The sequence below is a fragment of the Leifsonella bigeumensis genome, assembly GCF_039537265.1.
Classification (GTDB): domain Bacteria; phylum Actinomycetota; class Actinomycetes; order Actinomycetales; family Microbacteriaceae; genus Terrimesophilobacter; species Terrimesophilobacter bigeumensis.
This window is the reverse complement of the sequence record NZ_BAABAE010000001.1, coordinates 132,220-159,116: the sequence shown is the minus strand read 5'-3', so window position 1 is coordinate 159,116 and position 26,897 is coordinate 132,220. Positions and strand designations below refer to the sequence as shown.

24 protein-coding genes are annotated in these 26,897 nt (G+C 68.4%); 13 read left to right on the top strand and 11 right to left on the bottom strand.

The window, feature by feature from the left end:
• The first annotated feature begins 90 nt into the window (after positions 1-90).
• The 3 genes from ABD678_RS00815 (at position 91) to purM (ending at position 3,223) form a co-directional block, all read left to right on the top strand.
• Positions 91-498 carry a hypothetical protein gene (locus ABD678_RS00815; RefSeq protein WP_344752748.1) on the top strand — a complete coding sequence of 136 codons (408 nt, stop codon included), beginning with the start codon at positions 91-93 and terminating at the stop codon, positions 496-498.
• Positions 473-2,020, top strand: coding sequence for an amidophosphoribosyltransferase (gene purF / locus ABD678_RS00810; RefSeq protein ID WP_344752746.1), 1,548 nt, complete (start codon positions 473-475; stop codon positions 2,018-2,020). Before ABD678_RS00815 ends, purF begins: the two co-directional genes overlap by 26 nt.
• 111 nt (positions 2,021-2,131) lie before the next feature.
• Entirely contained in the window at positions 2,132-3,223 is a 1,092-nt protein-coding gene (purM, locus tag ABD678_RS00805; protein ID WP_344752744.1) for a phosphoribosylformylglycinamidine cyclo-ligase, read from the top strand.
• 87 nt (positions 3,224-3,310) lie between these two features.
• Here purM and ABD678_RS00800 read toward each other — a convergent pair whose 3' ends face one another.
• Positions 3,311-3,493: a DUF3073 domain-containing protein gene (locus ABD678_RS00800; protein ID WP_344752742.1), complete on the bottom strand. Its 183-nt coding sequence runs from the start codon at positions 3,491-3,493 to the stop codon at positions 3,311-3,313.
• 141 nt (positions 3,494-3,634) lie between these two features.
• Here ABD678_RS00800 and ABD678_RS00795 point away from each other — a divergent pair, with 141 nt between their 5' ends.
• Complete coding sequence (locus ABD678_RS00795) at positions 3,635-4,732, top strand: NAD(P)-binding domain-containing protein (RefSeq protein WP_344752740.1); 1,098 nt, start codon at positions 3,635-3,637, stop codon at positions 4,730-4,732.
• Between the two features lie 15 nt (positions 4,733-4,747).
• On the opposite strand, the gene ABD678_RS00790 is transcribed toward ABD678_RS00795, so the two are convergent.
• The 7 genes from ABD678_RS00790 to ABD678_RS00760 are packed head-to-tail and all read right to left on the bottom strand — an operon-like array spanning position 4,748 to position 12,677.
• Positions 4,748-5,965: a cysteine desulfurase-like protein gene (locus tag ABD678_RS00790; protein WP_344752738.1), complete on the bottom strand. Its 1,218-nt coding sequence runs from the start codon at positions 5,963-5,965 to the stop codon at positions 4,748-4,750.
• 41 nt (positions 5,966-6,006) lie between these two features.
• Positions 6,007-7,002 (bottom strand): sugar kinase, encoded by a 996-nt coding sequence (locus ABD678_RS00785; RefSeq protein WP_344752736.1) that lies wholly within the window; start codon positions 7,000-7,002, stop codon positions 6,007-6,009.
• Positions 6,999-7,637 (bottom strand): bifunctional 4-hydroxy-2-oxoglutarate aldolase/2-dehydro-3-deoxy-phosphogluconate aldolase, encoded by a 639-nt coding sequence (locus ABD678_RS00780; protein ID WP_344752734.1) that lies wholly within the window; start codon positions 7,635-7,637, stop codon positions 6,999-7,001. Before ABD678_RS00780 ends, ABD678_RS00785 begins: the two co-directional genes overlap by 4 nt.
• A gap of 4 nt (positions 7,638-7,641) precedes the next feature.
• A complete protein-coding gene (locus ABD678_RS00775) occupies positions 7,642-9,135 on the bottom strand; it encodes an aldehyde dehydrogenase family protein (RefSeq protein ID WP_344752732.1) in 1,494 nt (497 codons plus the stop codon).
• A gap of 25 nt (positions 9,136-9,160) precedes the next feature.
• Positions 9,161-10,300: an iron-containing alcohol dehydrogenase gene (locus ABD678_RS00770; RefSeq protein ID WP_344752730.1), complete on the bottom strand. Its 1,140-nt coding sequence runs from the start codon at positions 10,298-10,300 to the stop codon at positions 9,161-9,163.
• The gene (locus tag ABD678_RS00765; RefSeq protein WP_344752728.1) at positions 10,297-11,106 is read right to left on the bottom strand and encodes an enoyl-CoA hydratase/isomerase family protein; all 810 of its coding nucleotides are present in this window, start codon (positions 11,104-11,106) and stop codon (positions 10,297-10,299) included. The genes ABD678_RS00770 and ABD678_RS00765 overlap by 4 nt, the downstream gene beginning before the upstream one ends.
• The gene (locus ABD678_RS00760) at positions 11,103-12,677 is read right to left on the bottom strand and encodes an acyl CoA:acetate/3-ketoacid CoA transferase (RefSeq protein WP_344752726.1); all 1,575 of its coding nucleotides are present in this window, start codon (positions 12,675-12,677) and stop codon (positions 11,103-11,105) included. The genes ABD678_RS00765 and ABD678_RS00760 overlap by 4 nt, the downstream gene beginning before the upstream one ends.
• A 202-nt stretch (positions 12,678-12,879) precedes the next feature.
• On the opposite strand from ABD678_RS00760, the gene ABD678_RS00755 reads away from it, so the two are divergent.
• Positions 12,880-13,710, top strand: coding sequence for an IclR family transcriptional regulator (locus ABD678_RS00755; RefSeq protein WP_344752724.1), 831 nt, complete (start codon positions 12,880-12,882; stop codon positions 13,708-13,710).
• A gap of 29 nt (positions 13,711-13,739) precedes the next feature.
• Here the strand turns inward: ABD678_RS00755 and ABD678_RS00750 are convergent, their stop codons facing one another.
• Entirely contained in the window at positions 13,740-14,549 is an 810-nt protein-coding gene (locus tag ABD678_RS00750; protein WP_344752722.1) for a Cof-type HAD-IIB family hydrolase, read from the bottom strand.
• Positions 14,546-15,685, bottom strand: coding sequence for a glycoside hydrolase family protein (locus tag ABD678_RS00745; protein WP_344752721.1), 1,140 nt, complete (start codon positions 15,683-15,685; stop codon positions 14,546-14,548). The genes ABD678_RS00750 and ABD678_RS00745 overlap by 4 nt, the downstream gene beginning before the upstream one ends.
• A 177-nt stretch (positions 15,686-15,862) precedes the next feature.
• Here ABD678_RS00745 and ABD678_RS00740 point away from each other — a divergent pair, with 177 nt between their 5' ends.
• The 4 genes from ABD678_RS00740 to ABD678_RS00725 all read left to right on the top strand — a co-directional run bounded on the left by ABD678_RS00740 (position 15,863) and on the right by ABD678_RS00725 (position 20,086).
• Positions 15,863-16,681, top strand: coding sequence for an IclR family transcriptional regulator (locus ABD678_RS00740; protein ID WP_344752719.1), 819 nt, complete (start codon positions 15,863-15,865; stop codon positions 16,679-16,681).
• A gap of 174 nt (positions 16,682-16,855) precedes the next feature.
• Entirely contained in the window at positions 16,856-17,935 is a 1,080-nt protein-coding gene (locus ABD678_RS00735) for a substrate-binding domain-containing protein (protein WP_344752717.1), read from the top strand.
• A gap of 88 nt (positions 17,936-18,023) precedes the next feature.
• The gene (locus tag ABD678_RS00730) at positions 18,024-18,836 is read left to right on the top strand and encodes an ATP-binding cassette domain-containing protein (RefSeq protein ID WP_425561935.1); all 813 of its coding nucleotides are present in this window, start codon (positions 18,024-18,026) and stop codon (positions 18,834-18,836) included.
• Complete coding sequence (locus tag ABD678_RS00725; protein ID WP_344752714.1) at positions 18,833-20,086, top strand: sugar ABC transporter permease; 1,254 nt, start codon at positions 18,833-18,835, stop codon at positions 20,084-20,086. The genes ABD678_RS00730 and ABD678_RS00725 overlap by 4 nt, the downstream gene beginning before the upstream one ends.
• 28 nt (positions 20,087-20,114) lie before the next feature.
• On the opposite strand, the gene ABD678_RS00720 is transcribed toward ABD678_RS00725, so the two are convergent.
• Positions 20,115-22,157: a glycogen debranching N-terminal domain-containing protein gene (locus ABD678_RS00720; protein WP_344752713.1), complete on the bottom strand. Its 2,043-nt coding sequence runs from the start codon at positions 22,155-22,157 to the stop codon at positions 20,115-20,117.
• A gap of 210 nt (positions 22,158-22,367) precedes the next feature.
• Between ABD678_RS00720 and ABD678_RS00715 the strand changes: the two genes are divergently transcribed.
• From ABD678_RS00715 to ABD678_RS00700, 4 genes are all read left to right on the top strand, one after another.
• Complete coding sequence (locus tag ABD678_RS00715; RefSeq protein WP_344752711.1) at positions 22,368-23,465, top strand: LacI family DNA-binding transcriptional regulator; 1,098 nt, start codon at positions 22,368-22,370, stop codon at positions 23,463-23,465.
• A 6-nt stretch (positions 23,466-23,471) separates the two neighbouring features.
• Entirely contained in the window at positions 23,472-24,713 is a 1,242-nt protein-coding gene (locus ABD678_RS00710; protein ID WP_344752709.1) for an extracellular solute-binding protein, read from the top strand.
• A gap of 118 nt (positions 24,714-24,831) precedes the next feature.
• Entirely contained in the window at positions 24,832-25,920 is a 1,089-nt protein-coding gene (locus ABD678_RS00705) for a carbohydrate ABC transporter permease (RefSeq protein ID WP_344752707.1), read from the top strand.
• Positions 25,917-26,747, top strand: a complete 831-nt coding sequence (locus ABD678_RS00700; protein ID WP_344752705.1) for a carbohydrate ABC transporter permease — start codon at positions 25,917-25,919, stop codon at positions 26,745-26,747. The genes ABD678_RS00705 and ABD678_RS00700 overlap by 4 nt, the downstream gene beginning before the upstream one ends.
• The last annotated feature ends 150 nt before the right edge of the window (positions 26,748-26,897 follow it).

The following is a 26,897-nucleotide window of genomic DNA, read 5'->3' as shown; positions in this document are numbered from 1 at the left end:
GCCGGGCTGCAGCAGCGCCGAGCGTCGCAGAATCCGCTCGACGTCGCATCCGGATGTCGGCGAGCCGGCATTCGCGAGACAATGGGAACCATGACTGAGACGCCGCACGACGCCGACGAAGAAGAGCGCACGACCGTGAGCATCCGGCGGGCGCCGAAGCTGTCGGCGTTCATCGTCGTCGGAGCGCTCCTCGGGCTCATCGCGACGCTCGTCGTCACCTCGCTCTTCCCGGCCGACCCCGAGATCGGGTTCGCCGCGACCTTCGGCTACTTCACCCTGTTCGGGGTGCCGATCGGCGCGGTCCTCGGCGCCCTCATCGCCCTCTGGCTGGATCGCCGGTCGACCCGTCGGTCGGCACAGGTCGTCGCGGGTAAACTGGACGTGCGCGTCGACGAGGAGCCGAGCCCGGTTCCGGATGGCGCGGCTCTCGAAGACCGCAATCAGGACGGCCCGGTGCCTGGCTCGGGGCCGGATGACCACAAGCAGGACGAGGGTTAGGGGCACACTTTTGGCCGGTGGCGATGGTCGGCTCAGTCATGAACTTCTCCCTGGCGAGAAGGGCCCACAGGATGCCTGCGGCGTCTTCGGCGTGTGGGCGCCGGGCGAGGAGGTGGCCAAGCTCAGCTACTTCGGCCTCTACGCCCTGCAGCATCGCGGCCAGGAGTCGGCGGGCATCGCCACGAGCGACGGCACGAAGATCCTCGTCTACAAGGACATGGGCCTCGTCTCGCAGGTCTTCAACGAATCCTCCCTCAACACTCTCGTCGGCCACCTCGCGGTCGGCCACACCCGCTACTCGACCACCGGATCCTCGAGCTGGCAGAACGCCCAGCCGACGCTCGGCCGCACCGCAGGCGGCACTGTCGCGCTCGGCCACAACGGCAACCTGACCAACACCGCAGAGCTGCTGCAGCTCGTGCACTCCCGGCATCCCGAGCTCGACGGTGAGCTCGCCCGCGGGAACACGACCGACACGGCGGTCATCACCGCCCTCTTCGCCGGCGACCTCGACCACACGCTCGAGGCGACAGCGCTCGAGGTGCTCCCGAGACTGCGCGGCGCGTTCTGCCTCGTCTTCATGGACGAGACCACCCTCTACGCGGCGCGCGACCCCCAGGGTGTGCGCCCCCTCGTACTCGGGCGGCTGGAGCGCGGCTGGGTGGTCGCGAGCGAGACGGCGGCGCTCGACATCGTCGGCGCATCCTTCGTTCGCGAGGTCGAACCGGGCGAGCTCATCGCGATCGACGAGAACGGACTGCGCTCGAAGCGTTTCGCCGAGGAGCGGCGCGCCGGATGCGTGTTCGAGTACGTCTACCTCGCCCGGCCCGATACGACGATCGCCGGACGCGGCGTGTACGAGGCGCGGGTCGAGATGGGTCGCCGGCTCGCCCACGAGCATCCGGTCGAGGCGGATCTCGTGATCCCCACGCCGGAGTCCGGCACGCCGGCCGCGATCGGCTACGCGGAGGCCTCCGGCATCCCGTACGGCCAGGGGCTCGTGAAGAACGCCTACGTCGGGCGCACGTTCATCCAGCCGTCGCAGACCATCCGGCAGCGCGGCATCAAGCTCAAGCTCAACCCGTTGCGCGAGGTCATCAAGGGCAAGAGGCTCATCGTCGTCGACGACTCGATCGTGCGCGGCAACACGCAGCGGGCGCTCGTGGCGATGCTGCGGGAGGCCGGCGCGGCGGAGGTGCACGTGCGGATCTCGAGCCCGCCCATCACCTGGCCGTGCTTCTACGGCATCGACTTCGCCTCGCGCGCAGAGCTGCTCGCGACGGGCCTGAGCGTCGAGGAGGTACGGCAGACGATCGGGGCCGACAGCCTCGGATACCTGTCGGAGGACGGCATGATCGAGGCGACCGAGCAGCCGCGCTCGAGCCTGTGCACGGCGTGCTTCACCGGGGTGTATCCCATTCCGCTGCCGGATGCGCAGCTCATGGGCAAGAACCTGCTCGAGCGGGCGGCGCCCGAACCCGAGCTGGCCCCCGTCTTCGGCGACCCGGGGCGGCAGGAGTGAGCGTGACCTCGCCGGCCGCGCATCCGCTACCCGATCGGAGCCGCGAGGGGTCAGTAACTGTCCTTCACGGTGGGCCGGACGAGCAGTCACTGACCCCTCGCGAGTGTCGGCATGGCTGACGCCTACGCCGCGGCCGGCGTCGACACCCGCGCGGGCGACGTCGCCGTCGAGCTCATGAAGGCGGCGGTCGCCAGGACCCACGGACCCGAGGTGCTCGGCGGCGTCGGCGGATTCGCCGGTCTGTTCGACGCTTCAGCGCTCACGGCCTACCGGCATCCGCTGCTCGCCTCGTCGACGGATGGCGTGGGCACCAAGGTCGCGATCGCCCAGGCCCTCGACAAGCACGACACGATCGGCCAGGACCTCGTCGGCATGGTCGTCGACGACATCGTCGTGGTGGGTGCGAAGCCGCTCTTCATGACCGACTACATCGCCTGCGGCCGGGTCGTGCCGGAGCGCATCGCCGCGATCGTCGCCGGCATCGCGCGGGCCTGCGCCGAGACCGGCACCGCGCTCGTCGGCGGCGAGACCGCCGAGCATCCGGGGCTCCTCGGCCCCGACGACTACGACGTCGCGGGCGCTGCCGTCGGCGTGGTCGAAGCGGATGCGGTGCTCGGTCCCGACCGTGTACGCGACGGCGATCTCGTGGTCGCGCTGGCCTCCTCCGGCCTCCACAGCAACGGGTTCTCGCTCGTGCGGCACATCCTCGCCGAGCGCGGAGTCGGGTTCGGCGACCGCACCGACGAGCTCGGCGTCGTCGGCGAGACGCTGCTCGAGCCGACCCGGTTGTACACCGGGCCGCTTCTTGCGGCGCTCGCGCAGCATCCGGATGCCGTTCACGCGCTCAGCCACGTGACCGGCGGCGGGATCGCGGCGAACCTCGCACGGGTGCTCCCGATCGGCTCGTGGGTCGAGCTCGACCGGGCGGGCTGGTCACCGCCGGAGGTTTTCCGCGTGCTGGCGGAGTGGGGCGAACTTGCGCTCGCCGAGACCGAGGGCACCTGGAATCTCGGCGTCGGCATGATCGCGATCGTGGCGGCGGAGGAGGCGGCCGACGTCATCCGCACGATCGAAGCATCCGGCATCCGGGCCTGGGTCGCCGGCGAGGTCTCGACGGCCATACGCGATCTCGACGGATTCGAGCAGGGCGCGAAGGGCGTCACCGGCGGCGCTGTGCGCCTCGTCGGCACCTACCGCGACTGACGCCGGCCCGCAAAAGGGTCCCGAATGGCCCTTCCGAGCGCCCGGCAAGGGCCATTCGAGGCCCTTTTCGCGTGGACCTCAGGCGAGCTACTTGCTGCCCTGCTCGGTGTCGTCACCGGCGTGGCTGTACTCCGGCCACTTCTCCATGGCCTCGTTCTGCTCGGCATGGGTGAGCTCGCGCTCGAGCGCGTCATAGTTGGTGTTCGGGCTGAAGTACTTCAGCTCCCTGGCAACCTTGGTGTGCTTAGCCTTCTGGCGACCACGTCCCACGGGTTACCCCCTCACGATTCCAGCCTGAGTACACACGACGATGCTCAGAATTCACCTACAAGGACTCCAAAACTAACTTCCAACTTTAGCATGCAGGCGCAGTCTCGCCGCCCTCACCGGATGGCCGGGTAACGTAATCGTGTGAGCCCAGCTTCGTCGCATCCGCAGGTCGTCGTCATCGGCGGCGGCCAGGCCGGACTCTCCGTGTCGTTCTACCTCAAACGGCTCGGCCTCGAACCCGGAACCGACTTCGTCGTGCTCGACCGCGGGCCGGGGACCGGCGGCGCGTGGCAGTTGCGCTGGGAGGCGCTGCGGGTCGGGTCCGCCCACCGCATCAACGATCTGCCGGGCATGGATGCACTCGGCCTGACCTTCGACGAGGCCGACCGCACCCTCCCGGCCAAGGAGGTCGTCGCCGACTACTACCGGCAGTACGAGGAGTTCTACGACCTGCGGATCGTGCGGCCGGCTGACGTGCACAGGGTGTCGAATCGTGACCTCGACCTCGTCGTCGAATACACGGATGCCCAGGGCGCGACCCACGAACTCACGACCGATGTCGTCGTGAACGCGACCGGCACCTGGGGTTCGCCGTTCATCCCCTGGTACCCGGGGCTGGACTCCTTCGCCGGACGCCATCTGCACACGAGCGACTACGAGTCGGCCGACGAGTTCAGGGACAGGAGCGTCGTGGTCGTCGGCGGGGGGACATCCGCGATCGGGTTCCTTATGGAGCTCGAGGGGGTCGTCTCGGAGCTCACCTGGGTGAGCCGCCGCCCGATCGAGTTCCTCGACGAGAGCGAGCTCAACCTCGAGGCCGGGGCCGCGGCCGTCGCCATGCAGGACGAGGCCGCCCGTGCGGGTCGCGCGCTGCCCAGTATCGTGAGCGGCACGGGCGTGCCGCGTACCCGGCGCATCCAGGCGGCGATCGACCGAGGCCTGCTCGTCGCGAAGCCGATGTTCTCCTCCGTCGAACCGGATGGCGTGCGCTGGGAGGATGGCACCTTCCAGAAGGCGGATGCGATCCTCTGGTCGACCGGTTTCCGCCCGGAGTTGCGGCACCTCGCCCCGCTCAAGCTGCGCGAGAAGGAGGGCGGGGTGACCGTCGGCAACGGTTCGTCCTGGAAGGACGGGCGGGTGTTCTTCGCCGGTTACGGCCCCCAGGCGAGCACGATCGGCGCGAACCGGGCCGGCCGCCAGATCGCCCGTCAGGTCATCGCGACCCTCAGCAACCTGTAGCGCGAGACTCTTCGGTCAGGCGGCGAGGAAGGCCGCGAGTCCGGCGAGCAGGCGGTCGACGTCGTCGTCGTTCGTGTAGGGGGCGAGGCCGACGCGCAGGCCCCCCGCATCGCCGAGGCCGAGTCGTCGGCTGGTCTCGAGCGCGTAGAAGTTCGAGGACGGCGCGTCGACGCCGCGTGCGGCCAGGAACTCGTACGCGTCGACGGTGTCGCGCCCCTCGAACGTGAGCAGTAGCGTCGGCGTGCGGTGCGCGGCGCGCGAGTGCACGGTGACGCCGGGCAGGTTCCGGATGCCGTCCTCCAGCCGGGCGAGCAGCGCATCTTCGTATTCCTCGAGGCCTGCGAACGAGGAGACGAGGTTCTCGCGGCGTGAGCCCTTCGCAACCCCGGAGGCGGCACCGGTCCCGCCGAGAGTGGACAGGTAGTCGACGGCGGCCGCGACGCCGGCGAGCAGCTCGTACGGGAGCGTCCCGAACTCGAAGCGCTCCGGCACCTCGTTCGTCGAGGGCAGGAGCTTGTCGGGCTGCAGCGTCTCGAGCAGTGCCGGCGAGGCGGTGAGCGCACCCAGGTGAGGCCCGAGGAACTTGTACGGCGAGCAGGCGTAGAAGTCCGCTCCGAGCGCGGCCAGGTCCACCGAGCAGTGCGCGGTGAAGTGAACGCCGTCGACGTAGACGAGGGCGCCCGCGTCGTGCGCCGCAGCAGCGACCCGGGCGAGGGGAGGCTTCGTGCCGATGAGGTTGGAGGCGGCGGTCACGGCGACGAGTCTCGTGCGGTCGGAGAGCACTGTGGCGACGTCGTCGAGCTCCGAGGTCTCGGGGTCGAAGTCGAGCCAGTGCACGGTCGCACCGGTGCGCTCGGCGGCCTGCACCCACGGTCGGACGTTCGAGTCGTGGTCGAGCCGCGTGACGACGACCTCGTCGCCCGGCCCCCACGAGCGCGAGATCCAGCGCGAGAAGTCGTAACACAGTTGGGTGGCGCTCCGACCGAAGACGACGCCGCCCGCCTCGCCGCCGACGAGGTCCGCGATCGCCGCGCGGGCATCCAGCACCGTCTTCTCGGCGTTGGACTCGCCCTTCGTCAGGGTGCCCCGGTTCGACAGCGGCCCGCTCAGCGCTCCGGCGATCGCGTCGATGACCTGTCGCGGCGTCTGGGTTCCCCCTGGGCCGTCGAAGTGGGCGGATCCGCCGGCGAGGGCGGGGAAGTCGGCGCGAACCGAGTCGATGTCGTAGCTCATGACTCGAATCTAGCTGGCGGAGCGCCGAAGGCCCGACGAGGTCAACGGGTGACGGGCTCGTCGGCGGTCAGCAGCGTGAGTTCGTGGCGGCGCGGCATGGCTTCCCAGTCTCCCGCCGTCAGGCAGGCGAAGGCGCCCGTCGTGACCGCTGTGCGAAGTCGCGTGGGGGCATCCTCGCCGGCTACCAGTTCGGCAAGGTATCCGGCCACGAAAGCGTCCCCTGCGCCGACGGTGTCGACCACCTTCACCGGCACGGCCTCCTGGGTGTACTGCAGGCCGTCGATGATCGCGACGCAGCCCAGGGCGCCCCGCTTGATCACGACCTGCGTCGGCCCGAGTTCGCCGATCGCCGACGCGAGCGCAAGGGGTTCGTCGATGTCGGGAATGAGCAGTCGCGCCTCGTCGTCACCGGCGAACAGGATGGTGGCGTTCCGGGCGAGGTCGCGGTACAGCGTGCCTGGCTCGCCCGGGTCGCGGTCGCGCCAGAGCGCTGCCCGGTGGTTGACGTCGAAGGAGACGGGAACGCCGGCGTCGCGGGCGATCCCGATCGCCTCCCACACGGCATCCGCGGCGCTCGCCGAGAGCGCGGGGGTGATGCCCGTGACGTGCAGCACCGCGGCCCCGGCGATGAGTCCCTCGGGAATGTCCTCCGGGCTGAGCCGGCTTCCCGCGCTTCCCGCACGGTAGTACCAGACGTGCGAGGAGCCGGCGGTACGGCGCTCCTTGACCATGAGGCCGGTGGGAGCATCCGGATCGGCGTTCGCGTGAAGGCCGACCCCCTCCGCTCTCAATTCGCGTTGCACCCGCTCGCCCAGGCTGTCCGCCCCGACGCGCCCGATCCAGTGCGCGGGCGTGCCGAGTCGCGTCAGGGCGATGGCGACGTTCGACTCCGCGCCGCCGATTCCGAGCTTCAGTTCCGTCGCGTGGGCCAGGTGCCCGATGGTCTCGTTGTGCAGGAGAGCCATCGTCTCCCCGAGGGTCACGACGTACGGCGAGTCCGGCGCCCGCGGTGCCGCGGCAGCCGCGACCGTCGTCACCGCTGGGGTCCTCGCGCCAGCGCCGAGACGGTCTCCTCGGTGAGAGCCCGGATGGCGTCGAAGTCTCCGGCGGCGATCCGGGCGCGGGGCACCATCCAGCTGCCGCCGACGGCGAGAACGGCCGGATGCCGGAGGTAGTCCCCGGCGGTCGCGAGTGTCACGCCGCCGCTCGGCATGAACCGCATTCCGGGAAACGGTCCGGACAGCGCGTCGATCAGATCCGTCCCGCCGAGCACGCGTGCGGGAAAGAGCTTGACCGCCTCGAGCCCGAGGTTCACGGCGGCCTGGACCTCGGATGCCGTGGCCGTCCCCGGCAACGCGATCACCCCTCGCTCCTGCGCGCGCCGCACGACCTCGGCGCTCAGCCCGGGGCTCACGATGAAGGCGGCCCCGGCGTCCACCGCGCGGTCCACCTGCGCGGCGGTCAGCACCGTTCCCGCGCCGACGAGCAGGTCGCCCCGCCCGGCGAGGGCCTCGAGGGCGGCTTCACCTGCGGCGGTGCGGAAGGTGACCTCAGCGCAGGGCAGGCCGCCGGCGACGAGCGCATCGCCGAGTGGCGTGGCCTGGGCGACATCATCGAGCACGACGACCGGGACGACGCCCATCGTGCCGATGCGCTCGAGGACCGTCGTCATGCCGTCACCGGGTCGCAGGGATGGCGAAGGAGCCGGCGCGCGAGCCGGTACGGATGTTGACGGATTTCAACTCCGTGAACTCCTCGAACCCGGCCTCGCCCATCTCGCGGCCGATGCCGCTCGCCTTATAGCCGCCGAACGGCATCTGCGGTGGCGCGTCGATCGTGGTGTTCGCGTAGACGGTGCCGCTGCGCAGGGCCTTGGCCGTGTCGAGCACGGTGTCGAGGTTCTTGCTCCACACACTGTTGGAGAGCCCGTATTCGACGCTGTTGGCCAGCCGGATGGCCTCCGCGGCATCCGCGAACCGGGTCACGGTGAGCACGGGGCCGAAGATCTCGTCGGTGAAGGCGGAGGAGGTGCTGGGCACCTTGTCGATGATGGTCGGGGAGAGGAACTGGCCCTTCCCGTACTCGCCGCCGGTCAGCCGGGTGCCTCCCAGGACGACGGTCGCGCCGTGCGATGGCGCACTCTCGGCGTAGGAGTTCACCTTCTCGAGGTGCCCGGCGTGGATGAGCGCGCCGATCTCGGTGGAGCGGTCGAGCGGCTGGCCGACCTTGAGCCGGGCGACCCGCCGGGCGACCTCTGCCACGAACTCGTCGGCGACGGTGTCCTGAACGAGCAGTCGCGGCTGTGACACGCAGCACTCCCCGTTGTTGAAGTTCATCCCGAAGAGCACGCCGCCGGCGGCATCCTCGAGGTCAGCGTCGGCGAACACGACGTTCGCGGCCTTGCCTCCGAGTTCGAGGGAGATCTTCTTCATGTTGCCTGCCGCAGCGGCCAGCACCCTGCGTCCGGTGACGGTCGACCCGGTGAAGGAGACGAGGTCCACCTTCGGCGACTCGGTGAGCGCCTGCCCGGTCGCCCCCGCGCCCGCGACCATGTTCACGACGCCATCCGGTACCCCGGCCTCGGCGACGAGCTTCATGATGGCCCAGGCGCTCGAGCTCGTGAACTCGGAGGGCTTGACGACGACAGTGCAGCCGGCGGCGAGCGCGAAGGGCAGCTTCTGGCACAGGATGAGGGCGGGGAAGTTCCAGGGGATGATGAGGCCGACGACGCCGACCGGCTCGCGCAGCACGAGTCCGGTGAAGTCCGGCCCGTTGTTCGTGAAGGTCTTTCCCTGCATGTTGAGGGCGAGGGCCGCCGCGTAGCGGCACAGCCCGGCCGCCCCGGCGATGTCGCCTTCGGCCAGGATGATCGGCTTCCCGCCTTCCTCGCTGTCGAGGCGGGCGAGTTCGGCGGCATCCCGGTCGATGAGGTCGGCGAGGCGATTCAGGATGATCGCGCGCTCCATCCCGGTGGTGCGGGGCCACGGTCCGCTGTCGAAAGCGACCCTGGCCGCGCTGATGGCGGCGTCGACCGCCTCGGGACTCGAGGCGACGACCTTGCTGACCACCTCATCCGTGCCGGGTGCGTGCCGGTCGATCAACTCCGCGGAGTCGGGAGTGGTGTAGTCCCCGTCGACGAAATTGCCGATGATGCGGGCTGATGCTGACATTGTTCCCTCCTGGAACTGGTGTTGTCTACTGTGCCTTGCGGTAGAGCTCGGTGATGTCGTCGATGGTCACCGGCCGCGGGTTGCCCGGCAGGTCGGCCTGGACGAGGGCAGCCGCGGCGAGCTCGTCGATCGCGTCGGCCGGAACGCCGACCTCGGCGAGGGTGCGCGGCACGCCGGTGTCCCTGGCGAGGCGGTGAACGGCGGATGCCGCGCGCTGGGCGGCCTCCTCATCGGTCAGCCCTGTGGTGTCCTCGCCGAGTGCGCGCGCGATGCGGGCGAACCTGGCCGGAGCGGCCGAAAGGTTGAAGTCCATGACATAGGGGAGGAAGAGGGCGTTGGCGGTCCCATGGTGCACCCCGAACTGCGCCCCGATCGTGTTGGCGAGGGCGTGCACGGCGCCGAGCCCCGCGTCGTGGAAACCGATGCCCGCCATCGAGGAGGCCACGAGCATGGCGTAGAGCGCATCCGGGTCGCCCTTCGAGGCGGCGACGAGGTTGCCGCCGATGAGTTCGATGGCCCCGATGTTGATGGCGTCGGTCACCGGGTTCGCGCCCTTGGAGACGTAGGCCTCGATGGCGTGGGTGAGGGCGTCCATGCCGGTCGTCGCTGCAATGCGACCGGGCAGGCCGGCGACGACGCGCCGGTCGAGAACGGCGATGGTCGCGAACATGAGGTCGGAGACGATGACCATCTTGACGTGCGTTGTCGGGTTCAGGATGACCGCGCCCTTGGTGACCTCGCTTCCGCTGCCGACCGTCGTCGGGACGGCGATGACGGGGAGTGGGCGGTTGTCGAACCGGTCGACACCCTCGTAGTCGGTGATCGATCCGCCGTTGGTCGCGAGCACGGCGACCGACTTGGCGACATCCATCGCGGACCCGCCGCCGATGGCGATGAGGATGTCAGCCTTGGCGGCCGCCCTGGCCTTGTCGGCGGCGTCGACGGTCGCGATGTCCGGGTTCCCGATGACGTCGGTGAAGGTCTCGAGCGGCAGCCCGGATGCGGTGAGGACGTCGCGGACCGTGTCGAGGATGCCGGCGGCGACGATGCCGGGGTCGGTCACGATGAGGGCTCTCGTTCCGAGGCGCGGCAACTCCTCGGCGACCTGCTCGAGGGCGCCGTCGCCGAGCACGAGACGCGGTGGGGAGGAGAATCTTTGGCTCATGTCGGTTCCTTGTTCGTTGTGGTGGACTTCTTGCGGTCGAAGAATGCTTGGACTGCCGCGCGTTGCTCTGGGCTCACGGCGCACTCGCCGACGAGGGCGGCCTCGATTTCGAGGCCGGCACGGATGCCGTCGCGCATCCCGGCGTATACCGCCTTCTTCGCCCTGGCCACGGCGAACGCGCTGTGCGCGGTGATGCGTTGGGCCAGTGCGATGGCGGCGGAGACGGGGTCGTCGGCGACCTGGTTGACGAGGCCGAGCCGGTGGGCCTCCGACGCCCCAATGGGTTCTCCGGTGAGGATGAGTTCGAGGGCGCGCCCCTCGCCGATGAGCCGCGGGAGCCGCTGGGTTCCGCCCCAGCCGGGGAGGTTGCCGAGGGTGATCTCCGGCTGCCCGAGCCGCGCGTGGGGTGCGGCGATCCGGATGTCGCAGGCCATGGCGAGCTCGAGCCCGCCGCCGAGCGCGACGCCGTTGACGGCCGCGATGACGACCTGTGGCGCATCCTCCAACATGCCGAAGACCGCCTGCCCTCTGAGCATCTGGTCGGTCGCCGACTTCTCGTCAAGGCCCACGAGATTGTGGATGTCCGCACCGGCACTGAAGGCGCGATCGCCGGCGCCCATGAGCACGACGGCATGCGGCGGATCATCCACGGAGGCCTGAAGCCGAGCCGCGAACTCTTCGAGTGCCGAGATCAGTTCATGGTCGAGGGCGTTGCCCTTGGTCGGTCGGTTGAGGGTGATGATCGCGGTGTCGCCCTCGCGGCGTTCGAGCAGCACGGGAGCCGTGCCGGTTCCGCCCGCGCTCATCGATCGCCGCCCTTCGCGGTCGGGGCCGCGCCTGCGGTGGCGAGCGCCTGTTCCGCACGGTGGAAGAGTGCAGCATCCATCGTCCTGAGGGCGTCGGCGATCCGGGGCCGGAAGCCCATGTGGGCGAGAATGTCGCGTTCGAGGTCGAGCCCCGGCGCGATCTCGACGAGCACGGGTCCGTCTGCCTGGAGTTCGAAGACCGCCCGTTCGCTCACGTAGACGACCGGTTGGCCCACGGTCGTGGCGCGCTCGCCGGAGAAGCTGACCTGTTCGACCTGTTGCACGAACTTCTGCTTACCGTCGAGGGGAACGGCGATGCCCCCAGCACCGTCGAGTTCGTAGTCGCCTCCCGCGACGAAGGTCCCCACGAAGACGACTTTCTTCGAACCCTGGGAGATGTTGATGAAGCCGCCGACGCCGGGGACGCGACGGCCGAATCGTCCGACGTTGACGTTGCCGCGCGCATCCACCTCGGCGAAGCTGAGGACGGCCGTGTCGACGCCGCCGCCGTCATACCAATCGAACTGCTGGTCGGCCGTCACGCTCGCGTCGGCGTTGCGTGCCATGCCGAAGTCGCTGCCTCCTGCAGGGACTCCGCCGATGTGGCCCTGTTCGACCGTGAAGGTGACCGAGGACTCCTGTCCGCGCTCGGCGAGCACGGCGGCGACACCGTCGGGCATTCCGAACCCCAGGTTGACGACGTCGCCGGGGGCGAGTTCGCGGGCGGCGCGTCGGGCGATGACCTTGCGCACGCCGAATTCCATCGGGTCGATCGTGAGCTCGCCGAGGCGCTCGCGTCCTTCGAGGTACGGGTCGCGGTCCGTCGCGGTGGACAGACGCTGCGTCGGATCGACGACGATGGCGTCGACGAGCACCCCCGGCACCCGGACCTGGTCGGCCACGAGTCTGCCGGCGGCGACCCGGTTGCGCACCTGGGCGAGCACGAGCCCACCGTTGTTGCGCACCGCCTGTGCGGTGGCGAGGGTCTCGGCCAGAAGCCCCTCGCCCTCCATGGTGATGTTCCCGTTCTCGTCGGCCGTCGTTCCGCGGATGATCGCGACGTCGAGCGGGAAGACGGGTGTGAAGATCCAGTCCTTGCCCGACAGGTTCACGAGCTGGACGATGTCGTCCTTCGCTGCATCGTTGAGCCGACCCCCGTCGAGGCGCGGGTCGACGAAGGTGTTGAGTCCGATGTGGCTGATGACGCCGGGGCCGTGCGCCGCCGCGACGCGCAGGAGGTGGGAGATGGTGCCCTGGGGGAGGCAGTAGGCCTCGATGAGGTTGTCGGAGGCGAGTTCCTGCATACCCTGCGCCCAGCCCCAGTGCCCTCCGATGACCCGTTTGACCATGCCTTCGTGGGCGAATCGGTCGATTCCGTCGCCGTGGCCTGAGCCCATTCCGGAGACGTGCACGACGCAGAGGCCGGTGGGGGAGCCCGTCGCGAGAAAGCGGGTCTCGAGGGCCTCGAGGATCGCCATCGGCTCGTTCACTCCGCCGCCCGACCCGTCGACGACGACGGTGGATCCGCTCGTGACGAGCGCTGCGGCCTCGTCCGCACTGCAGAATCGCATCCTGTCCTCTTTCGGGCTGTGGTCGGCGTACAGTGGGCGTCGTCCGGGGTGCGGGCAACACTCGACCTGCTTCCCAACCTAGGAGAGCGTCAAAACGATCGCAATAGCAGGAACAAAATACTGTTAGCTATGAGCAACCGAGGGTTTAGACTGAAGCGATCTGCCGTAGCGTAGCCCGTGCAGATTCGAACCAAGGAGAGTCGTGACGAGCGTAGAGGCCTCTGAGCCATCAGCGGATGACGTCGAGACCGGGCCGCGCATCGTGCGTTCGGTGGCTCGCGCCGCCGCCCTGCTCAAAGCGCTCGCCGCCCGGGGCAAGCCGATGGGCCTCGGGGAACTCGCCAAGAGCATCGGGATCAGCAAGCCTGCGACCTTCCATCTGCTGCGCACCCTCGAGCTCGAGGGGTTCATCGCCAAGAGCGCCGATGCGACCTACCAACTCGACTGGGGCCTCTATGAGCTGGGCAGCTCCGTCATCCGCTCCGTGGACCTCAATCGCATCGCCCGGATCCACCTCGATCGTCTTGCCGAGGAGACCGGCGAGGCCGTGCTCCTGGGTATCCTCGACGGCGACTCAGTGCTGTACCTCGATCGCGGGCAGGCCACGGAGTCTTTTTCCATGATCGCCAACGTCGGCCGTCGTTCGCCCCTTCACACCAATGCCTCCGGCAAGGTGCTGCTGGCCCACCAGGACGAGGAGTTCATCGCCGAGCTGCTCGCCAGCGAGCTCGCCTCGAACACTCCGGCGACCATCTGCGATCCTGCGGTACTCGACAAGCAACTGCACGAGGTGCGGCGCGAGGGATTCGCCACCTGCTGGCAGGAGCAGGAACTGGGTCTGTGCAGTATCGCGGTCCCGATCTTCGACTACACCGGAAGGGTCTGCGCCTCCATCGCCGTGGCAGGCCCGGCCGAGCGGGTCACCAGACGCTCGGTCTCCCGGATCGTGGCCCGGCTCAACGAGGAGGCTCACGAGATCTCGGTGCAGCTCGGGGTCATGGCCACGACGCCCAGCCCGGCGGCCGCCGGCTAGACCGCACGGCACTCCAGAAGCACGATGGGCTAAGAGCGCGACCGTGCGGCGACCAGGGTCCGGAGCGCTGCGGCCACACCGTCTTCGGCATTCGATCCGGTGATCAGCGAGGCTTCGGCCCGGAGTTCGGCGACGGCATTGCCCATGGCGACTGCGGTTCCGGCGAACCGGAGCATTCCGGCGTCGTTGTGGCCGTCGCCGATCGCCGCGACCTCCCCCGCTGCGATGCCGTGACGGTGGCAGAGCCGCTCGAGCGCGGCACCCTTGTCCACGCCCTCTGCGGTGATCTCCACGAAGTTCGGGTGCGAGAGCGTCGCCGTGACTCCCGGAGGCAGCATCCGCAGAAGCGGGTCGACCATGTCGACCCGGCTTTTGTGCACGATGGCGAGGAGCTTGTGCGGGGGTTGCGTCGCGGTCCTCAGGTCGCGGATCACAGGTTGCCTGCCCAGCACCTCGGTCTGCTCGTCGACCTGCGCATCCATCCACGGGACGGACCACTCCATGCCGGCGATCCAACTCACGCTGGCGGCGAGGCGAAGAGCGGCCGTCACCACCTTCTGGGCCAGAGGCAACGGAATCGGCGTCTCGTCGATGACTGTGAGCGTTCCATCGGGCGCGAAGCGGCCGGTGATGGCACCCTGTGCGGCGATGAACTCGCCGGTGAGGCCCAACCTTCCCATGATGGGCTGGATCGACGCGGGGCCGCGGGAAGAGGCGATCACGACGTCGAGGCCGGCATCGACGGCATCCGTGACCGCGCGGATCGTCGTGGCTCTGAGCGCGTGGTCCGGGTCGAGCAGCGTTCCGTCGAGGTCGATGGCGACGAGCCGCATGGTCATCGTCGTGACGGGCCCGCGGACGATTCCGGCTCCGGGGTGCCTGCGAGCCGATCCAGTGCCTCGACGAAGTAGTAGTCGCCCCACATGACGCTCTCGTTCACGCCGAGGCCTTCGTTCTCGTGATACGTGGAGTGCTTGATGATGCCTTCCCACCCCGTGGTGGCGGCGCCGAAGAACTCCGGTTCGCTGAGTCTCGCGACGATCGATCGCGCATACCGGCGGTAGTCGTCGCCAGCGTCTCCGAGCAGGTCGGCGAGCTGGAGCAGTCCCGACGCGGTGATGCTGGCGCCGGATGCCTCGTAGCCGTCGTTCGGCGCCGGCTGCTCCCAATCGTTGGGGCCTACGAATCGGTCTCCGACCTCGGTGATGTAGGTGTCTGCGCAGCGCCGGGCCGTGTCCAGGAACCGCGCGTCCCCGGTCCACTGGTATGCCGTCCCGAATCCGTAGATCGCCCAGGCGTGGCCGCGCACCCAGGACGAGTCCGAGCGGTAGCCCTGGTGGGTTGCGGCGCGCAGGAACTCCCCGGAGTCGGGGTCGAACCAGCCCTCGTGCACGGTCGTGGCGTCGCCGCGCACGAGAAATCGCCGTGAGGTCAGCGCATGCTTCGTCGCGATCTCGGCGAGGGCGGCATTGCCCGAGAGGTCGGCGGCCTGATAGATGATCCCGATGTTCATCATGACGTCGATGAAGGTGCTGCCGGCGTCGACCCAGGTGCGCAGATAGCGCCCGGCCGGGTTGAACCGCCCCGCCATGGTCGTGCCCGCCTCGATGAGAACGTCGCGGGTCTCCTGGCTCGGGGCGACCTCGTGCCAGCGACCCCAGCTCGGGCTGAACAGGAACCCGATGTCGTGGGTTCCCGTGTCATGCTTGCGCTCCTCGAGCAGCCGACTGTATCTCTCCGCGTTCTCCCGCCAGAAGGGATCGCGGAAGCGCTGGGAGAAGATCCACATCATGCCGGCGAGGAATCCGCCGGTCCACACCGGAGCCCACGCGTCGCCGTCGAACTGCCAGCGACCTCCCTGGGTGAAGACCGGCACCTTGCCGGGATGCTCCGTGACGAGCCGGCGTACCTGCTCCTCCGCCTGGTGCAGCAATTCCTCGACGCGGATGGGCCCGAGGCTGGTCTCAATGGTCATGGTGGTGCGACTCTCTTCTTGGGGAGCGACCCATGGCCGTGGCCAGCCGACTCCGCCTCCGAAACATAGCCCGCCGCCATCCGAGCATCAATAGCTAGTCGAAAATTGTATTCGCCCACTGCTAATGTGGTGAATGCGACAGGAAGCTCGCGGCCAGCGTTGTTCAGGAGTTCCGTCATGTCAGTTGCCTCATCGGTCCGCGCGCCGATACCCGAGACCACCCGAGCGCCCAGGGTGGTCCAATCCGTCCTGCACGCTGCAGGGCTGCTCAAGCTGCTTCACTCCGCTGGACGCCCGCTCACACTCAGCGATCTCGCCCGGCGGGTCGAGCTGAGCAAGCCTGCGACTCACGCGCTCATGCAGACGCTTCAGCTCGACGGGCTCGTCGAGCGGGACGACGCAGGCCGTTACCGGCTCAGTTGGGGGCTGTACGAGCTCGGCAGCGCGGTCATCCGCTCGACCGATCTCGCGCGAATGGCCCGATTCCACATCGACCGCCTGGCCGAGAAGACCGGCGAGGCCGTACTACTGGGGATACTCCACCGGAACACCGTCCTGTACCTGGATCGCGATCAGGTCACGCAGTCCTTCGCCATGGTCGCGAGCACGGGTCGTCGCTCCCCCCTGCACACCAACGCGACAGGGAAGGTGCTCCTCGCGTTCCAGAAGCGCTGCTACATCGAGGCGCTCCTGCACGACCCCCTCGCGCCGACGACGACGACGACCATCACCGACCCCGCTCGCCTCAGCGCAGAGCTGGCCCATGTGCGCAAGGCCGGATACGCGCTCTGCCTGCAGGAGCAGGAGGTCGGCCTCTCGAGCATCGCCGTGCCGGTCTTCGGCCCCTCAGAGGTGCAGGCCGGGCTCACGATCGCGGGTCCGTCGTCGCGGCTCAACCGGCAGACCCTCCCCGACCTCCTGGTCGCGCTGCGTGCCGCCGCCCGCGGAATCTCTCGCCGGTTGTCGACACGGGAGTCCGACGGTGAGCCCCGTTAGCCATAGCCGAATACTATTTTCGTCTTGCTATTGTCGACCGTTCTGTCCTCCAGCTATGTTTCGAGGCAGTTGGAGAGGTATGAGAGCAACCCCCCGTTCCCGATGGAACCAGACGGGCCTCGCCGGGTTACGCATCCTCTCCACGTCGAACGCTGAACTAACGGAGGTTTTGCCATGAAAGTCCTAGCCAAGAGAACGATCGGCATCGCAGCCGGCGTCCTGATGGCGGCCGGTGCGCTCACAGCGTGTTCTCCGGCCGCAACCAACGACGCGGGATCCGACGATCCGAGTCACGCGAAGATCGGCCTGCTCCTGCCGGAGGTCACGACCCTCCGCTACGAGGAGAAGGACAAGCCGTACTTCACGGAGGAGCTCGAGAAGCTCTGCCCCGACTGTGAACTGCTCTACGCGAACGCGAGTTCGGATGCCGCCAAGCAGCTGCAGCAGGCGCAGTCGATGCTCACCCAGGGCGTGCAGGTGCTCGTCGTCGACCCCTATGACGGAGTCGCCGCCGCGAGCATCGTCGAGGCGGCCAAGGCACAGAACGTGCCCGTCGTCTCGTACGACCGCCTGATCCAGAGCCCGGATGTCACGTTCTCCATCTCGAACGACTACGAGATGGTCGGCGAGATGCAGGGCACCGCGCTCGTCGAGAAGCTGAAGGCCGACGGCGTGGAGCCGGGTGACGGCGGCATCCTCATGATCGACGGTGCCGAGACCGACCCGAACGCTGCGAACATCAAGAAGGGCGCTCACAAGATCATCGACGCGAGCGGCTACACGATCCTCGCCGAGTTCGCCACCTGGGACCCGGCCGAGGCGCAGGAGTGGGTCTCGAGCCAGCTCACCAAGTTCCAGAACGACATCGTGGGCCTGTACTCGGCCAACGACAACAACGGTGGCGCCGCACTTGCGGCCATGATGGCCGTCGGGATGGACCCGGTGCCGATCACCGGTCTCGACGCATCCCTCCCCGGGCTGCAGCGGATCATCCAGGGAACCCAGTACATGACGGTGTACAACCCGTTCCGGTCCGAGGCGCAGCACGCGGCACAGGCGGCGTGGGACCTCGTGAACAACCGGACGCCGGAGTCGACGACCGAGGTCAACGGCATCCCGAGCTACCTCAACCAGCCCGTCTCGGTGAACGTGACCAACATCATGGACACGATCATCAAGGACGAGTTCTACACGGTCGCTGAGATCTGCACCGCGGACTACGCGGCGGCATGCGAGGCAGCCGGCATCAAGTAATCGACCAGGATCGCGACCGGGGGTTCTCCATTCGGGAGGAGGACCCCCGGTCGAACCGGGTCCCAGCGAGAGGGAGTCAACGATGACCATGACAGCCACCACGAGCGGCACAGCCGTGCAACAGGCGGAGCCGATTCTCAGTCTGCGCGGAGTGTCCAAGGCCTTCGGCGCCGTGCAGGCGCTCGCCGACATCGAACTGGACGTCTACCCAGGGGAGGTCCTCGCCATCGTCGGGGACAATGGCGCCGGCAAGTCCACGCTCGTCAAGATCCTCGCCGGCGTCCATCCTCACGACTCCGGAACCATCACGTTTCGCGGTCAGGCGGTGTCCATCCCGTCGCCGAGCGCCGCGCGCGACCTCGGCATCGCCACGGTCTTCCAGGATCTCGCCCTGTGCGACAACCTCGACGTCGTCTCCAATCTGTTCCTCGGCCACGAGATCGGCACGTACGCTCTCAACGAGGTCGAGATGGAGGAGCGCTCGTGGGGCCTGCTCAAGCAGCTCTCCGCGAAGATCCCCTCTGTACGCCTTGCCGTCGCCGCCCTCTCCGGCGGCCAGCGGCAGACGGTGGCCATCGCCCGCTCACTGCTCGGCGACCCGAGCATCGTCATCCTCGATGAGCCGACGGCTGCGCTCGGCGTCGCTCAGACCGCCGAGGTGCTGAACCTCGTCGAGCACCTGCGGGAACGCGGCCTCGGGGTCGTCCTGATCAGCCACAACATGGCGGACGTCCGTGCCGTCGCCAACCGGGTCGCCGTGTTCCGCCTGGGTCGCAACAACGGCGACTTCCTCATGCCCGGAACGAGCCAGGAGACGATCGTGGCGGCCATCACGGGGGCATCCGACAACGCGGTGACCCGCCGCGCCGCCGCACACAGCGATGAAGGAGAAGACCGATGAACCCGTCGACGGAGGTCGCCGCCGAAACCGACCCCGAACCATCGGAAGGCGGCACAGCCGCACCGCGGGGGCTCCTCGGAGCCGTGAGGAACGCCGTCGCCGGTGTACGAAAAGGAGACCTCGGCTCGCTCCCGGTCATCGTGGGTCTCGCCATCATCTGGGTGATCTTCCAGCTGCTCAACCCGTTCTTCCTCTCGAGTGCGAACCTCGTCAACCTGGCCCTCGAGTGCGCCGCGATCGGCACGATCGCCATCGGTGTCGTCCTCGTGCTGCTGGTTGCCCAGATCGATCTCTCTGTGGGGTCGATCAGCGGCGTCGCGAGCGCCATCCTGGCCGTCGCCTTCACTCAACATGGCTGGCCGCTGTGGCTCGGTGTGGCCGCGGGCATCGCCGCAGGCGCCGTCGTCGGCTACCTGTACGGGCTCATCTACGCGCGCTTCGGTGTTCCCACCTTCGTCATCACCCTCGCCGGGCTCATGGGAGTCCTGGGTCTCCAGCTGTGGATCCTCGGGACCAATGGCTCGATCAACATCCCCTTCGACAGCTGGCTGGTGAGGTTCGCGCAGCAGATGTTCATTCCGCCGGCCGTCTCCTATGCCCTCGTCGTGATCGCGGTGGCGGTCTACGGCGGGTCGGCGCTCCTGACGGCGAGGAAGCGCTCGGCCGCTGGGCTGCAGAGCCAGTCGACCACGACGATTCTCATCAAGTCGGCGACGCTCCTCGTCGGGCTGGGCTTCGCCGCCTGGTACCTCAACCTCACCCGCGGGGTCGGTGTGATGTTCATGGTGTTCGTGCTCTTCGTGGTCATCGTGAACTACGCCCTCGTGCACACCCGCTGGGGCCGGGCGGTCTACGCCGTGGGCGGAAGTGTCGAGGCGGCCAGGCGAGCGGGGATCAACATCAACCGCATCTTCATCTCCTGCCTCGTCCTCGGCGGCACCTTCGCCGCGATCGGCGGAGTGTTCGCCGCCGGACGCCTGGCCTCCGCCGGTGTCAGCAGCGGTGGCGCCGACACGAACCTCATGGCCATCGCTGCCGCCGTCATCGGTGGAACGAGCCTCTTCGGGGGTCGCGGAAGCGCCTGGTCGGCGCTGCTCGGGATCGTGGTCATCCAGTCGATCGCGAATGGACTGACCCTGCTCAGCCTCGACACCTCGGTGCGGTACATGGTGACCGGCGTCGTACTCCTGATCGCCGTCGTCATCGACTCGCTGTCCCGCCGCTCTCGCACCCTGCACGGCCAGGCCTGAGCACTCGCCGCCCGGCTCGGCGAGGGAGTCAACCGACCTCGATGGTGGCACCGGATGCGGCGGCCACCTCACCCTCGGCCGTGACCCGCACCGAGACCTCCGCGCCCCCGAACCGGATGCCCGACACGGTGAGAAGCCCGACCGCGCCGGAGGGCGACATCCGCAGGACGCCGGCCTGGGCATCCGGGTCGAGTCCGAGCACGCTGCCGAGCACGGACACGGCCGCGGCCGCTGACCAGGCCTGCGGGCGGCAGGCCGCGGGGTAGGGCACGGGGACCGCGAGCCGGGAGGCGGGGTCTCCAGAGTGCAGCTCCGGCATCCGGTAGTCGAATCCGCTCGCGGCGGCGAGGAGCCCCGAGACGAGCCGGCCCGCCTCCTGGACGAAGCCCTCACGGGCGAGCCCGGCTATCGCGATCGCGGTGTCGTGGGTCCAGACGCTTCCGCCGTGATAGCTGAGAGGCCAGTAGCCGCCGGAGTCGGTCGACATTGTGCGAAGGCCGAACCCCGAGTCGAGTTCCGGCGAGACCAGACGACGGGCGACCAGAGCGGCCTGACGCTCGTCGAGCAGTCCCGTGCCGAGGAGGTGGCCGAGGTTGCTCGTCACCGTGTCGACGGGCCGCTTCGCGGCGTCGAGCGCGATGGCGGGGTAGGCGCCGTCCGGTGCGTCGATCCAGAAGGATTCGTGGAATCGCGCCTTGAGCGCCGCCGCCCAGGCACGCCATTCCTCCGCGCCGCCCACGCCGAAGTGCTCGAGCAGGTCCGCGCCATGGGTCGCCGCCTCGTAGGCGTAGGCCTGTACCTCGCAGAGCGCGATCGGGCCCTCGGCGAGCGTGCCGTCGCGCCACTGCACGGAGTCCCCGGAGTCCTTCCAGCCCTGGTTGGCGAGGCCGTGCCCGGTGCGGTCGATGTACTCGAGCAGGCCGTCGCCGTCCGCGTCGCCGTAGTCGCGCATCCAGCCGAGAGCTGCGACCAGATGCGGGAGAAGCTCGCGCACGGCGTCGTCGGTGAGCCCCCAGCGCCAAGCGTCGTGCAGGAGGCAGATCCACAGGGCGGTCGCGTCGACGGTCCCGTAGTAGAGCGGCGGGAGTGCGATGGCCTCGTCGGGGATGCGCAGCGTCTCGCGGCGCAGCTCGTGCATGATCTTGCCCGGCTGCTCGGCGCTCGCGGCGACATCCTTCGTCCCCTGCAGGCCGGCGAGCACCCGAAGGGTGTCGTGCGCGAGCTCGGTGCCGAGCGGGAGCATGAACCGGGCGGCCCAGATCGAGTCGCGTCCGAAGAGGGTGAAGAACCAGGGCGCGCCCGCGGCGAGGAACACGAGGCCGGGCTGGTCCACCGTGGCCATGCGCAGGGCGTCGAGGTCGCCGAGGGCGGTGTCGAGCCAGCGGGGCAGACGCTCATCGTCGGCCGTGACATCCGGGGTCGACCAGCGCGGCGGGAAGTCGACGCCGGTCACGACCGCCTGCTCGTCCCGGGCGGCGATGGTCCAGGAGACGCTCGTCTCGCCGTGAGGCGGGACGACGACGGGCCAGCGCAGTTCGATCCGGCCATCGGATGCCAGCACCGTCGCGCCGGGCGCCTCCAGTCGTACGCGCACCGAGTCGTTCGACCAGCTCGCCTGCTCGCCCTGCACCGTGACCTCCGGTTCGGCCGGTGTGCCGACACCGGCCTTGACCCGGTCCATGTCGCAGAGATCGGCAGTGAGGGTGACGACGGCCTCGGTCGTGATGTCCGTGTCGAGGTGGGAGGAGACGGTGAGGGTCTCGCCGATGGTCGTCGCGGTGGCGGTCCGCGTGTGGTTCGACCGTACCTTGGGGTCGGCGGCCCGGTCGTCGAGGTGACGCAGCAGGGTCACGAAGCTCATCGAGTCTGCGCCGAGGGGTTCGGTCGCGATGTGCTCGCCGGCCTCGCCGCCGACGGTCGCCGAGAGTTGCGAGACGACCCGGACATCCGAGAAGTAGAGGCCGTGGATGGGCGCCGTGCCGATCGATCCGTCCCGCGCGGACCAGGCCTGGGTCGGCGCTCGCAGGACGACGAGCTCGTTGTGCAGCAGGGGCTGCAGTGGTGCGGACATGTGTTTCGCGCCGCTCCTCACTGGTGTCGCCCGATCGTCGGCAGGGTTCTGCTCAAGGGGGCATTGACTTTCGATTCGCTTGAGGTAATGTAACACCAAGCATTTGAACGATCAAACTGTGCAGGAGAATCCCCAGTAGCTGCGGCTGCAGGCGTCGAACGCACTTGAACGATCAAATCTCATGGCGAGGCTCAGTGACGAGGAGGCAGGATGCGGCAGCTCCCGACGGTCGAAGACGTCGCCCGCATCGCCGGCGTCTCCCGGCAGACCGTCTCCAATGTGCTCAACTCGCCGGCGATCGTCAAACCGGAGACCATGACGCGCGTCAAGGCGGCGATCGAGCAGCTCGGCTACCGCCCGCACGCCTCGGCCCGTCGACTGCGCACACGGAAGTCCTCCACCATCGGCGTACGGCTCGACCCGATGTCGAACGGGATCTCCGGCTCGCTCCTCGACCGCTTCCTCCACGCACTCACCGAAAGGGCCGCCGAACGGGGCCTGCGCATCCTGCTCTTCACGGCGCGCACCCCCGAGCACGAGATCGAGGAGTTCCGCAGGCTGCGCGACGGCTCCGATGTCGACGCCTTCGTGCTCACCTCGACCTTCCGGCAGGATCCGCGCACCGCCTGGCTGCTCGAGAACGATGTGCCCTTCGTGACGTTCGGGCGCCCATCCGGCGACGACGACCTGGGCGAGCCCATCCATCCCTGGGTGGACGTCGACGGCTTCAGCGGCTCGAACCAGGCGACGAATCATGCGATCGACGGCGGGGCGACCAGGGTCGGCTACCTCGGATTCGACGACGGGACGACGACCGCCCTCGAACGACGCGCCGGATGGGCGTCGGCATCCGCCGAACGGCTCGGCCTCGCCGGTCGCGACCTCGCCATCCTCGCCCTCGCGACCGAGGATGGCGTGCCTCAGGGCAACGCTGCCGCCACTACCCTTCTCGCCTCCCCTGCGCCACCGGATGCGATCGTCTGCGCGAGCGACTCCCTCGCCCTCGGAGCCATGATGGCGGCGGCCGGCCTCGGCAGGAACGCACTACCGGTCATCGGTTACGACAACACCCCGGTCGCCGCCGCGGTCGGCCTCTCGAGCATCGACCAGCCACTGGATCTCGTCGCGCAGAGCGCGCTCGAACTGCTCTTCGGCGAGACCGGGAGCACGGTCGCCGCCCACGTCCACTCGGCAGCGGACCCGATCCACCGGCTGCTCACACCGACCCTCGTCGCCCGCCGCTCCACCGAGCTCGCGTCCGTCGAGAACTCCGGCTTCCCCTTGGCCGGCAATCACCACGAAAGGTAGGGAACCATGAACACGAAGAAACTGGGTGCCGGCCTCGCCGCCGTCGCCCTCGTCGCGGGCCTCGCGGCCTGTTCGCAGAGTGGAGGCGGCAGCGAAGGAGACGGAGACATCTCCGGCGCCAAGCTCACCATGCTCATCGGATCGAGCGGTGACGCCGAGACGAACGCCGTCCAGGCGGCGGCAACCGCCTGGGCCGACCAGAACGATGCCTCGGTGGAGGTGGTCGCCGCGAGCGACCTCACCCAGCAGCTGAGCCAGGGCTTCGCGGGAGGCACGCCGCCCGACGTCTTCTACATGAGCTGGGACCAGTTCGCGAACTACGCGAGCAACGGGTACCTCGAGCCGTACGCGAAGGACGCCGCCAACGCGGGCGACTTCTACCAGTCGCTCGTCGACACCTTCACCTACCAGGGGACCTTCACCTGTGAGCCGAAGGACTTCTCGACGCTCGGCCTCATCATCAACACCGACATGTGGGCTGCGGCGGGTTTGACGGATGCCGACATCCCGACCGACTGGGCGAGCCTCGAGTCGGCCGCGAAGAAGCTCACGACCGACAAGGTCGCCGGGCTCTCCTTCGGGCTCGAGTACGCGCGCGTCGGGGTCTTCATGAACCAGGCGGGCGGCTCCCTCGTGAGCGACGACGGGAAGACGGTCACGGCCGACACCCCGGAGAACCTCGCGGGACTCAAGGAGATCCAGAAGCTCCACGATGACGGGGTGCTGAAGTTCCCCGCCGAGATCGACTCCGGCTGGTCCGGCGAGGCGCTCGGCAAGGGCGCTGCAGCCATGGTGATCGAGGGTCCGTGGATCAAGGGCATCCAGGGCGACTTCCCCGACACGAAGTACCAGGCCTACGAACTGCCGGCCGGCCCTGGCGGCCAGTCGACGTTCACGTTCACGAACTGCTGGGGCATCCCGGCCGGTTCGAAGACGACGGCGGCCGCTGAGTCCCTCGTGCAGTTCCTGACGAGCGACGAGCAGCAGCTCAAGTTCGCCGACGCCTTCGGGGTCATCCCGTCGACGGAGTCCGCCGCTGCGGAGTACGCGACAAAGTATCCGGAGAACGCCTCCTTCGTCAAGGGCAACGACTACGCCGTGAGCCCGGTGAACTTCGCCGGATCCGCGACCGTCATCTCCGACTTCAACGCCCAGCTCGCCGGCTTGATCGGCGGTGATGCGAAGGCGATCCTCGCGTCGCTGCAGACCACGCTGCAGGCTGCGCTCGACGAGGCGAACGCGAAGTAGCCGGCACGAATCTCTCGGGTCGAGCTTGCCGAGACCCCCGGCGCACAGTCGCCGGGACGGTCGCGGCAAGCTCGACCGGAAGATATCGGGCACGACCCGGTAGTGAAGGGAGCGGATGATGGCAAAGGGAATCCGTGGCGGCGAGGCCAGCAGAGGCTGGCTGTTCGTGTCGCCCGCACTCATCATCATCGGGCTGTTCCTCGTGCTCCCGATCCTGCTCGCCCTATGGGTGAGCTTCAGCGACTGGAATGGGCTCGGCTCCCCGCTGAGCGGCCGCGCGAGCTTCGTCGGGACGAAGAACTACGAGAAGCTGATCGTGGATCCCGGGCTCTCCCAGCGCGACTTCGGCACCTCGATCCGTAACAACTTCTATTACGTCATCTTCGTCGTCCCGCTGCAGACGGCGCTCGCTCTCTTCCTCGCGGTGCAGGTCAACCGGCGCCTCCTCAAGGCGCGCGGCTTCTTCAGGACCGCGTTCTACTTTCCCTCGGTGACGAGTTCGATCGCCATCACCGGGATCTTCATCTTCCTGTTCGCCTCGTCGGGGGCGATCAACGCCCTCCTGGGTGCGATCGGGATCAACGGCCCTAACTGGCTTGCCGACCCGAGCGGCGTCATCCACAACATCCTCGACTCGTTCGGGGTGCACGCACCGCCGCCGGCGCTCGCGGCCGCCGGGCCGCTCGGCATCAGCTGGTGGGAGTGGCTCGCCGGACCCTCCGTCGCGATGTGCATGCTCATCGTGCTCGCGATCTTCACGACCTCGGGGACCTTCATGCTCATCTTCCTCGCCGGCCTGCAGAACATCGGTGCCGAGATCGACGAGGCCGCGCTCATGGACGGAACAGGACCGTTCCGCAAGTTCTTCTCGATCACGCTGCCGATGCTGAAGCCCACCCTGTTCACCGTCATCACCCTGGGACTCATCGGCACCTGGCAGGTGTTCGACCAGATCTACCTGACCGGGGGCGGCGCACCGGGGAAAACGCTTCTGACGCCCGCCTACCTCTCCTACCAGACCTCGTTCAAGGGGCTCAACTGGGGCGAGGGCGCTGCGATGGCGTTTCTGCTGTTCGTGCTCATCGTCGTGCTCACGCTCCTCCAGCGCTGGATCCTGCGAGACAGGAACCCCGGCGGCAAACTCGACAAGGAGATGCGGCGTCAGATCGCGATACAGAACTCGCTCAAGCAAGGGCGGATGCAATGACCAGGCTTCGCGCGGGCGTCCTCGCGAGCTATCTCATGCTCGTGATCCTCGCGCTCATCTACATCTACCCGTTCCTGCTCTCGGTCGCCGGAAGCTTCAAGACGGATGCCGACGCGACCAGCAATCCTCTCTCGCTCCTCCCGCAGACCTGGTCGTTCACCGCGTATGAGCGGCTCTTCACGCAGGTGCCGCTTCCACTGTGGGCGGCGAACTCGATGATCGTGACCATCTGCGTCACGCTCGGGCGCGTCTTCCTCGACTCGCTCGCGGGATATGCGCTCTCGCGCCTGCAGTTCCGCGGACGCACCTGGATCTTCGCCGGTCTCATCGCCGTCATGTCGGTGCCGAACGTCGTTCTGCTCATCCCGCGCTTCCTCATCATCAAGGAGCTCGGCATCTACAACACCTACGCGGGCATGATCATCCCGCTGCTCGTGGACGCGGCGGGCATCTTCATCATGAAGCAGTTCTTCGAGTCGATCCCGGTCAGCATCGAGGAGGCGGCGCGTATCGACGGTGCCGGCATCTTCCGCACGTTCTGGACGATCGTGCTTCCCATGGCCAGACCCGCACTCGTGACCTTGTTCATCCTGAGCTTCCAGGGCTCTTGGAACGAGTTCGCGCACTTCATCATCTCGCGGCAGAGCACCGACCTGAACACGCTGACGACGGGCGTCGCGTCGCTGTTCTCCGGGCAGCTCGGGAGCGGCAACCAGTTCCCCCTCAAGCTCGCCGCCGCCGTGCTCATGACGATCCCGGTCGCGGTGCTGTTCTTCATCTTCCAGCGCAAGATCATGAGCACGACGGAAGGCGCAGAGAAGGGCTGAAGCACCTTTCGCCGATGCGTGGGCGTGACCCGGTGTCCCAAATGAAGGCAATCGGTGCGCACCGGTACGAGTTGGCGGGCTTCGCGAGGCTCAGCACCGGAATTGCCTTCATTTGGGACACGCACGGACACGGGTGGGTGGGCCTGCGCG

Bases quoted from the DNA above. Each gene is read 5' to 3' on its own strand.
- purF (WP_344752746.1), top strand. From the start codon at position 473: ATGACCACAAGCAGGACGAGGGTTAGGGGCACACTTTTGGCCGGTGGC.
- ABD678_RS00770 (WP_344752730.1), bottom strand. From the start codon at position 10,300: ATGAGCCAAAGATTCTCCTCCCCACCGCGTCTCGTGCTCGGCGACGGC.
- ABD678_RS00775 (WP_344752732.1), bottom strand. From the start codon at position 9,135: ATGTCAGCATCAGCCCGCATCATCGGCAATTTCGTCGACGGGGACTAC.
- ABD678_RS00750 (WP_344752722.1), bottom strand. From the start codon at position 14,549: ATGACCATGCGGCTCGTCGCCATCGACCTCGACGGAACGCTGCTCGAC.
- ABD678_RS00735 (WP_344752717.1), top strand. From the start codon at position 16,856: ATGAAAGTCCTAGCCAAGAGAACGATCGGCATCGCAGCCGGCGTCCTG.
- ABD678_RS00720 (WP_344752713.1), bottom strand. From the start codon at position 22,157: ATGTCCGCACCACTGCAGCCCCTGCTGCACAACGAGCTCGTCGTCCTG.
- ABD678_RS00760 (WP_344752726.1), bottom strand. From the start codon at position 12,677: ATGCGATTCTGCAGTGCGGACGAGGCCGCAGCGCTCGTCACGAGCGGA.
- purM (WP_344752744.1), top strand. From the start codon at position 2,132: ATGGCTGACGCCTACGCCGCGGCCGGCGTCGACACCCGCGCGGGCGAC.
- ABD678_RS00780 (WP_344752734.1), bottom strand. From the start codon at position 7,637: ATGACGACGGTCCTCGAGCGCATCGGCACGATGGGCGTCGTCCCGGTC.
- ABD678_RS00725 (WP_344752714.1), top strand. From the start codon at position 18,833: ATGAACCCGTCGACGGAGGTCGCCGCCGAAACCGACCCCGAACCATCG.
- ABD678_RS00705 (WP_344752707.1), top strand. From the start codon at position 24,832: ATGGCAAAGGGAATCCGTGGCGGCGAGGCCAGCAGAGGCTGGCTGTTC.
- ABD678_RS00765 (WP_344752728.1), bottom strand. From the start codon at position 11,106: ATGAGCGCGGGCGGAACCGGCACGGCTCCCGTGCTGCTCGAACGCCGC.
- ABD678_RS00710 (WP_344752709.1), top strand. From the start codon at position 23,472: ATGAACACGAAGAAACTGGGTGCCGGCCTCGCCGCCGTCGCCCTCGTC.
- ABD678_RS00740 (WP_344752719.1), top strand. From the start codon at position 15,863: ATGTCAGTTGCCTCATCGGTCCGCGCGCCGATACCCGAGACCACCCGA.
- ABD678_RS00815 (WP_344752748.1), top strand. From the start codon at position 91: ATGACTGAGACGCCGCACGACGCCGACGAAGAAGAGCGCACGACCGTG.
- ABD678_RS00730 (WP_425561935.1), top strand. From the start codon at position 18,024: ATGACAGCCACCACGAGCGGCACAGCCGTGCAACAGGCGGAGCCGATT.
- ABD678_RS00745 (WP_344752721.1), bottom strand. From the start codon at position 15,685: ATGACCATTGAGACCAGCCTCGGGCCCATCCGCGTCGAGGAATTGCTG.
- ABD678_RS00715 (WP_344752711.1), top strand. From the start codon at position 22,368: ATGCGGCAGCTCCCGACGGTCGAAGACGTCGCCCGCATCGCCGGCGTC.
- ABD678_RS00700 (WP_344752705.1), top strand. From the start codon at position 25,917: ATGACCAGGCTTCGCGCGGGCGTCCTCGCGAGCTATCTCATGCTCGTG.
- ABD678_RS00790 (WP_344752738.1), bottom strand. From the start codon at position 5,965: ATGAGCTACGACATCGACTCGGTTCGCGCCGACTTCCCCGCCCTCGCC.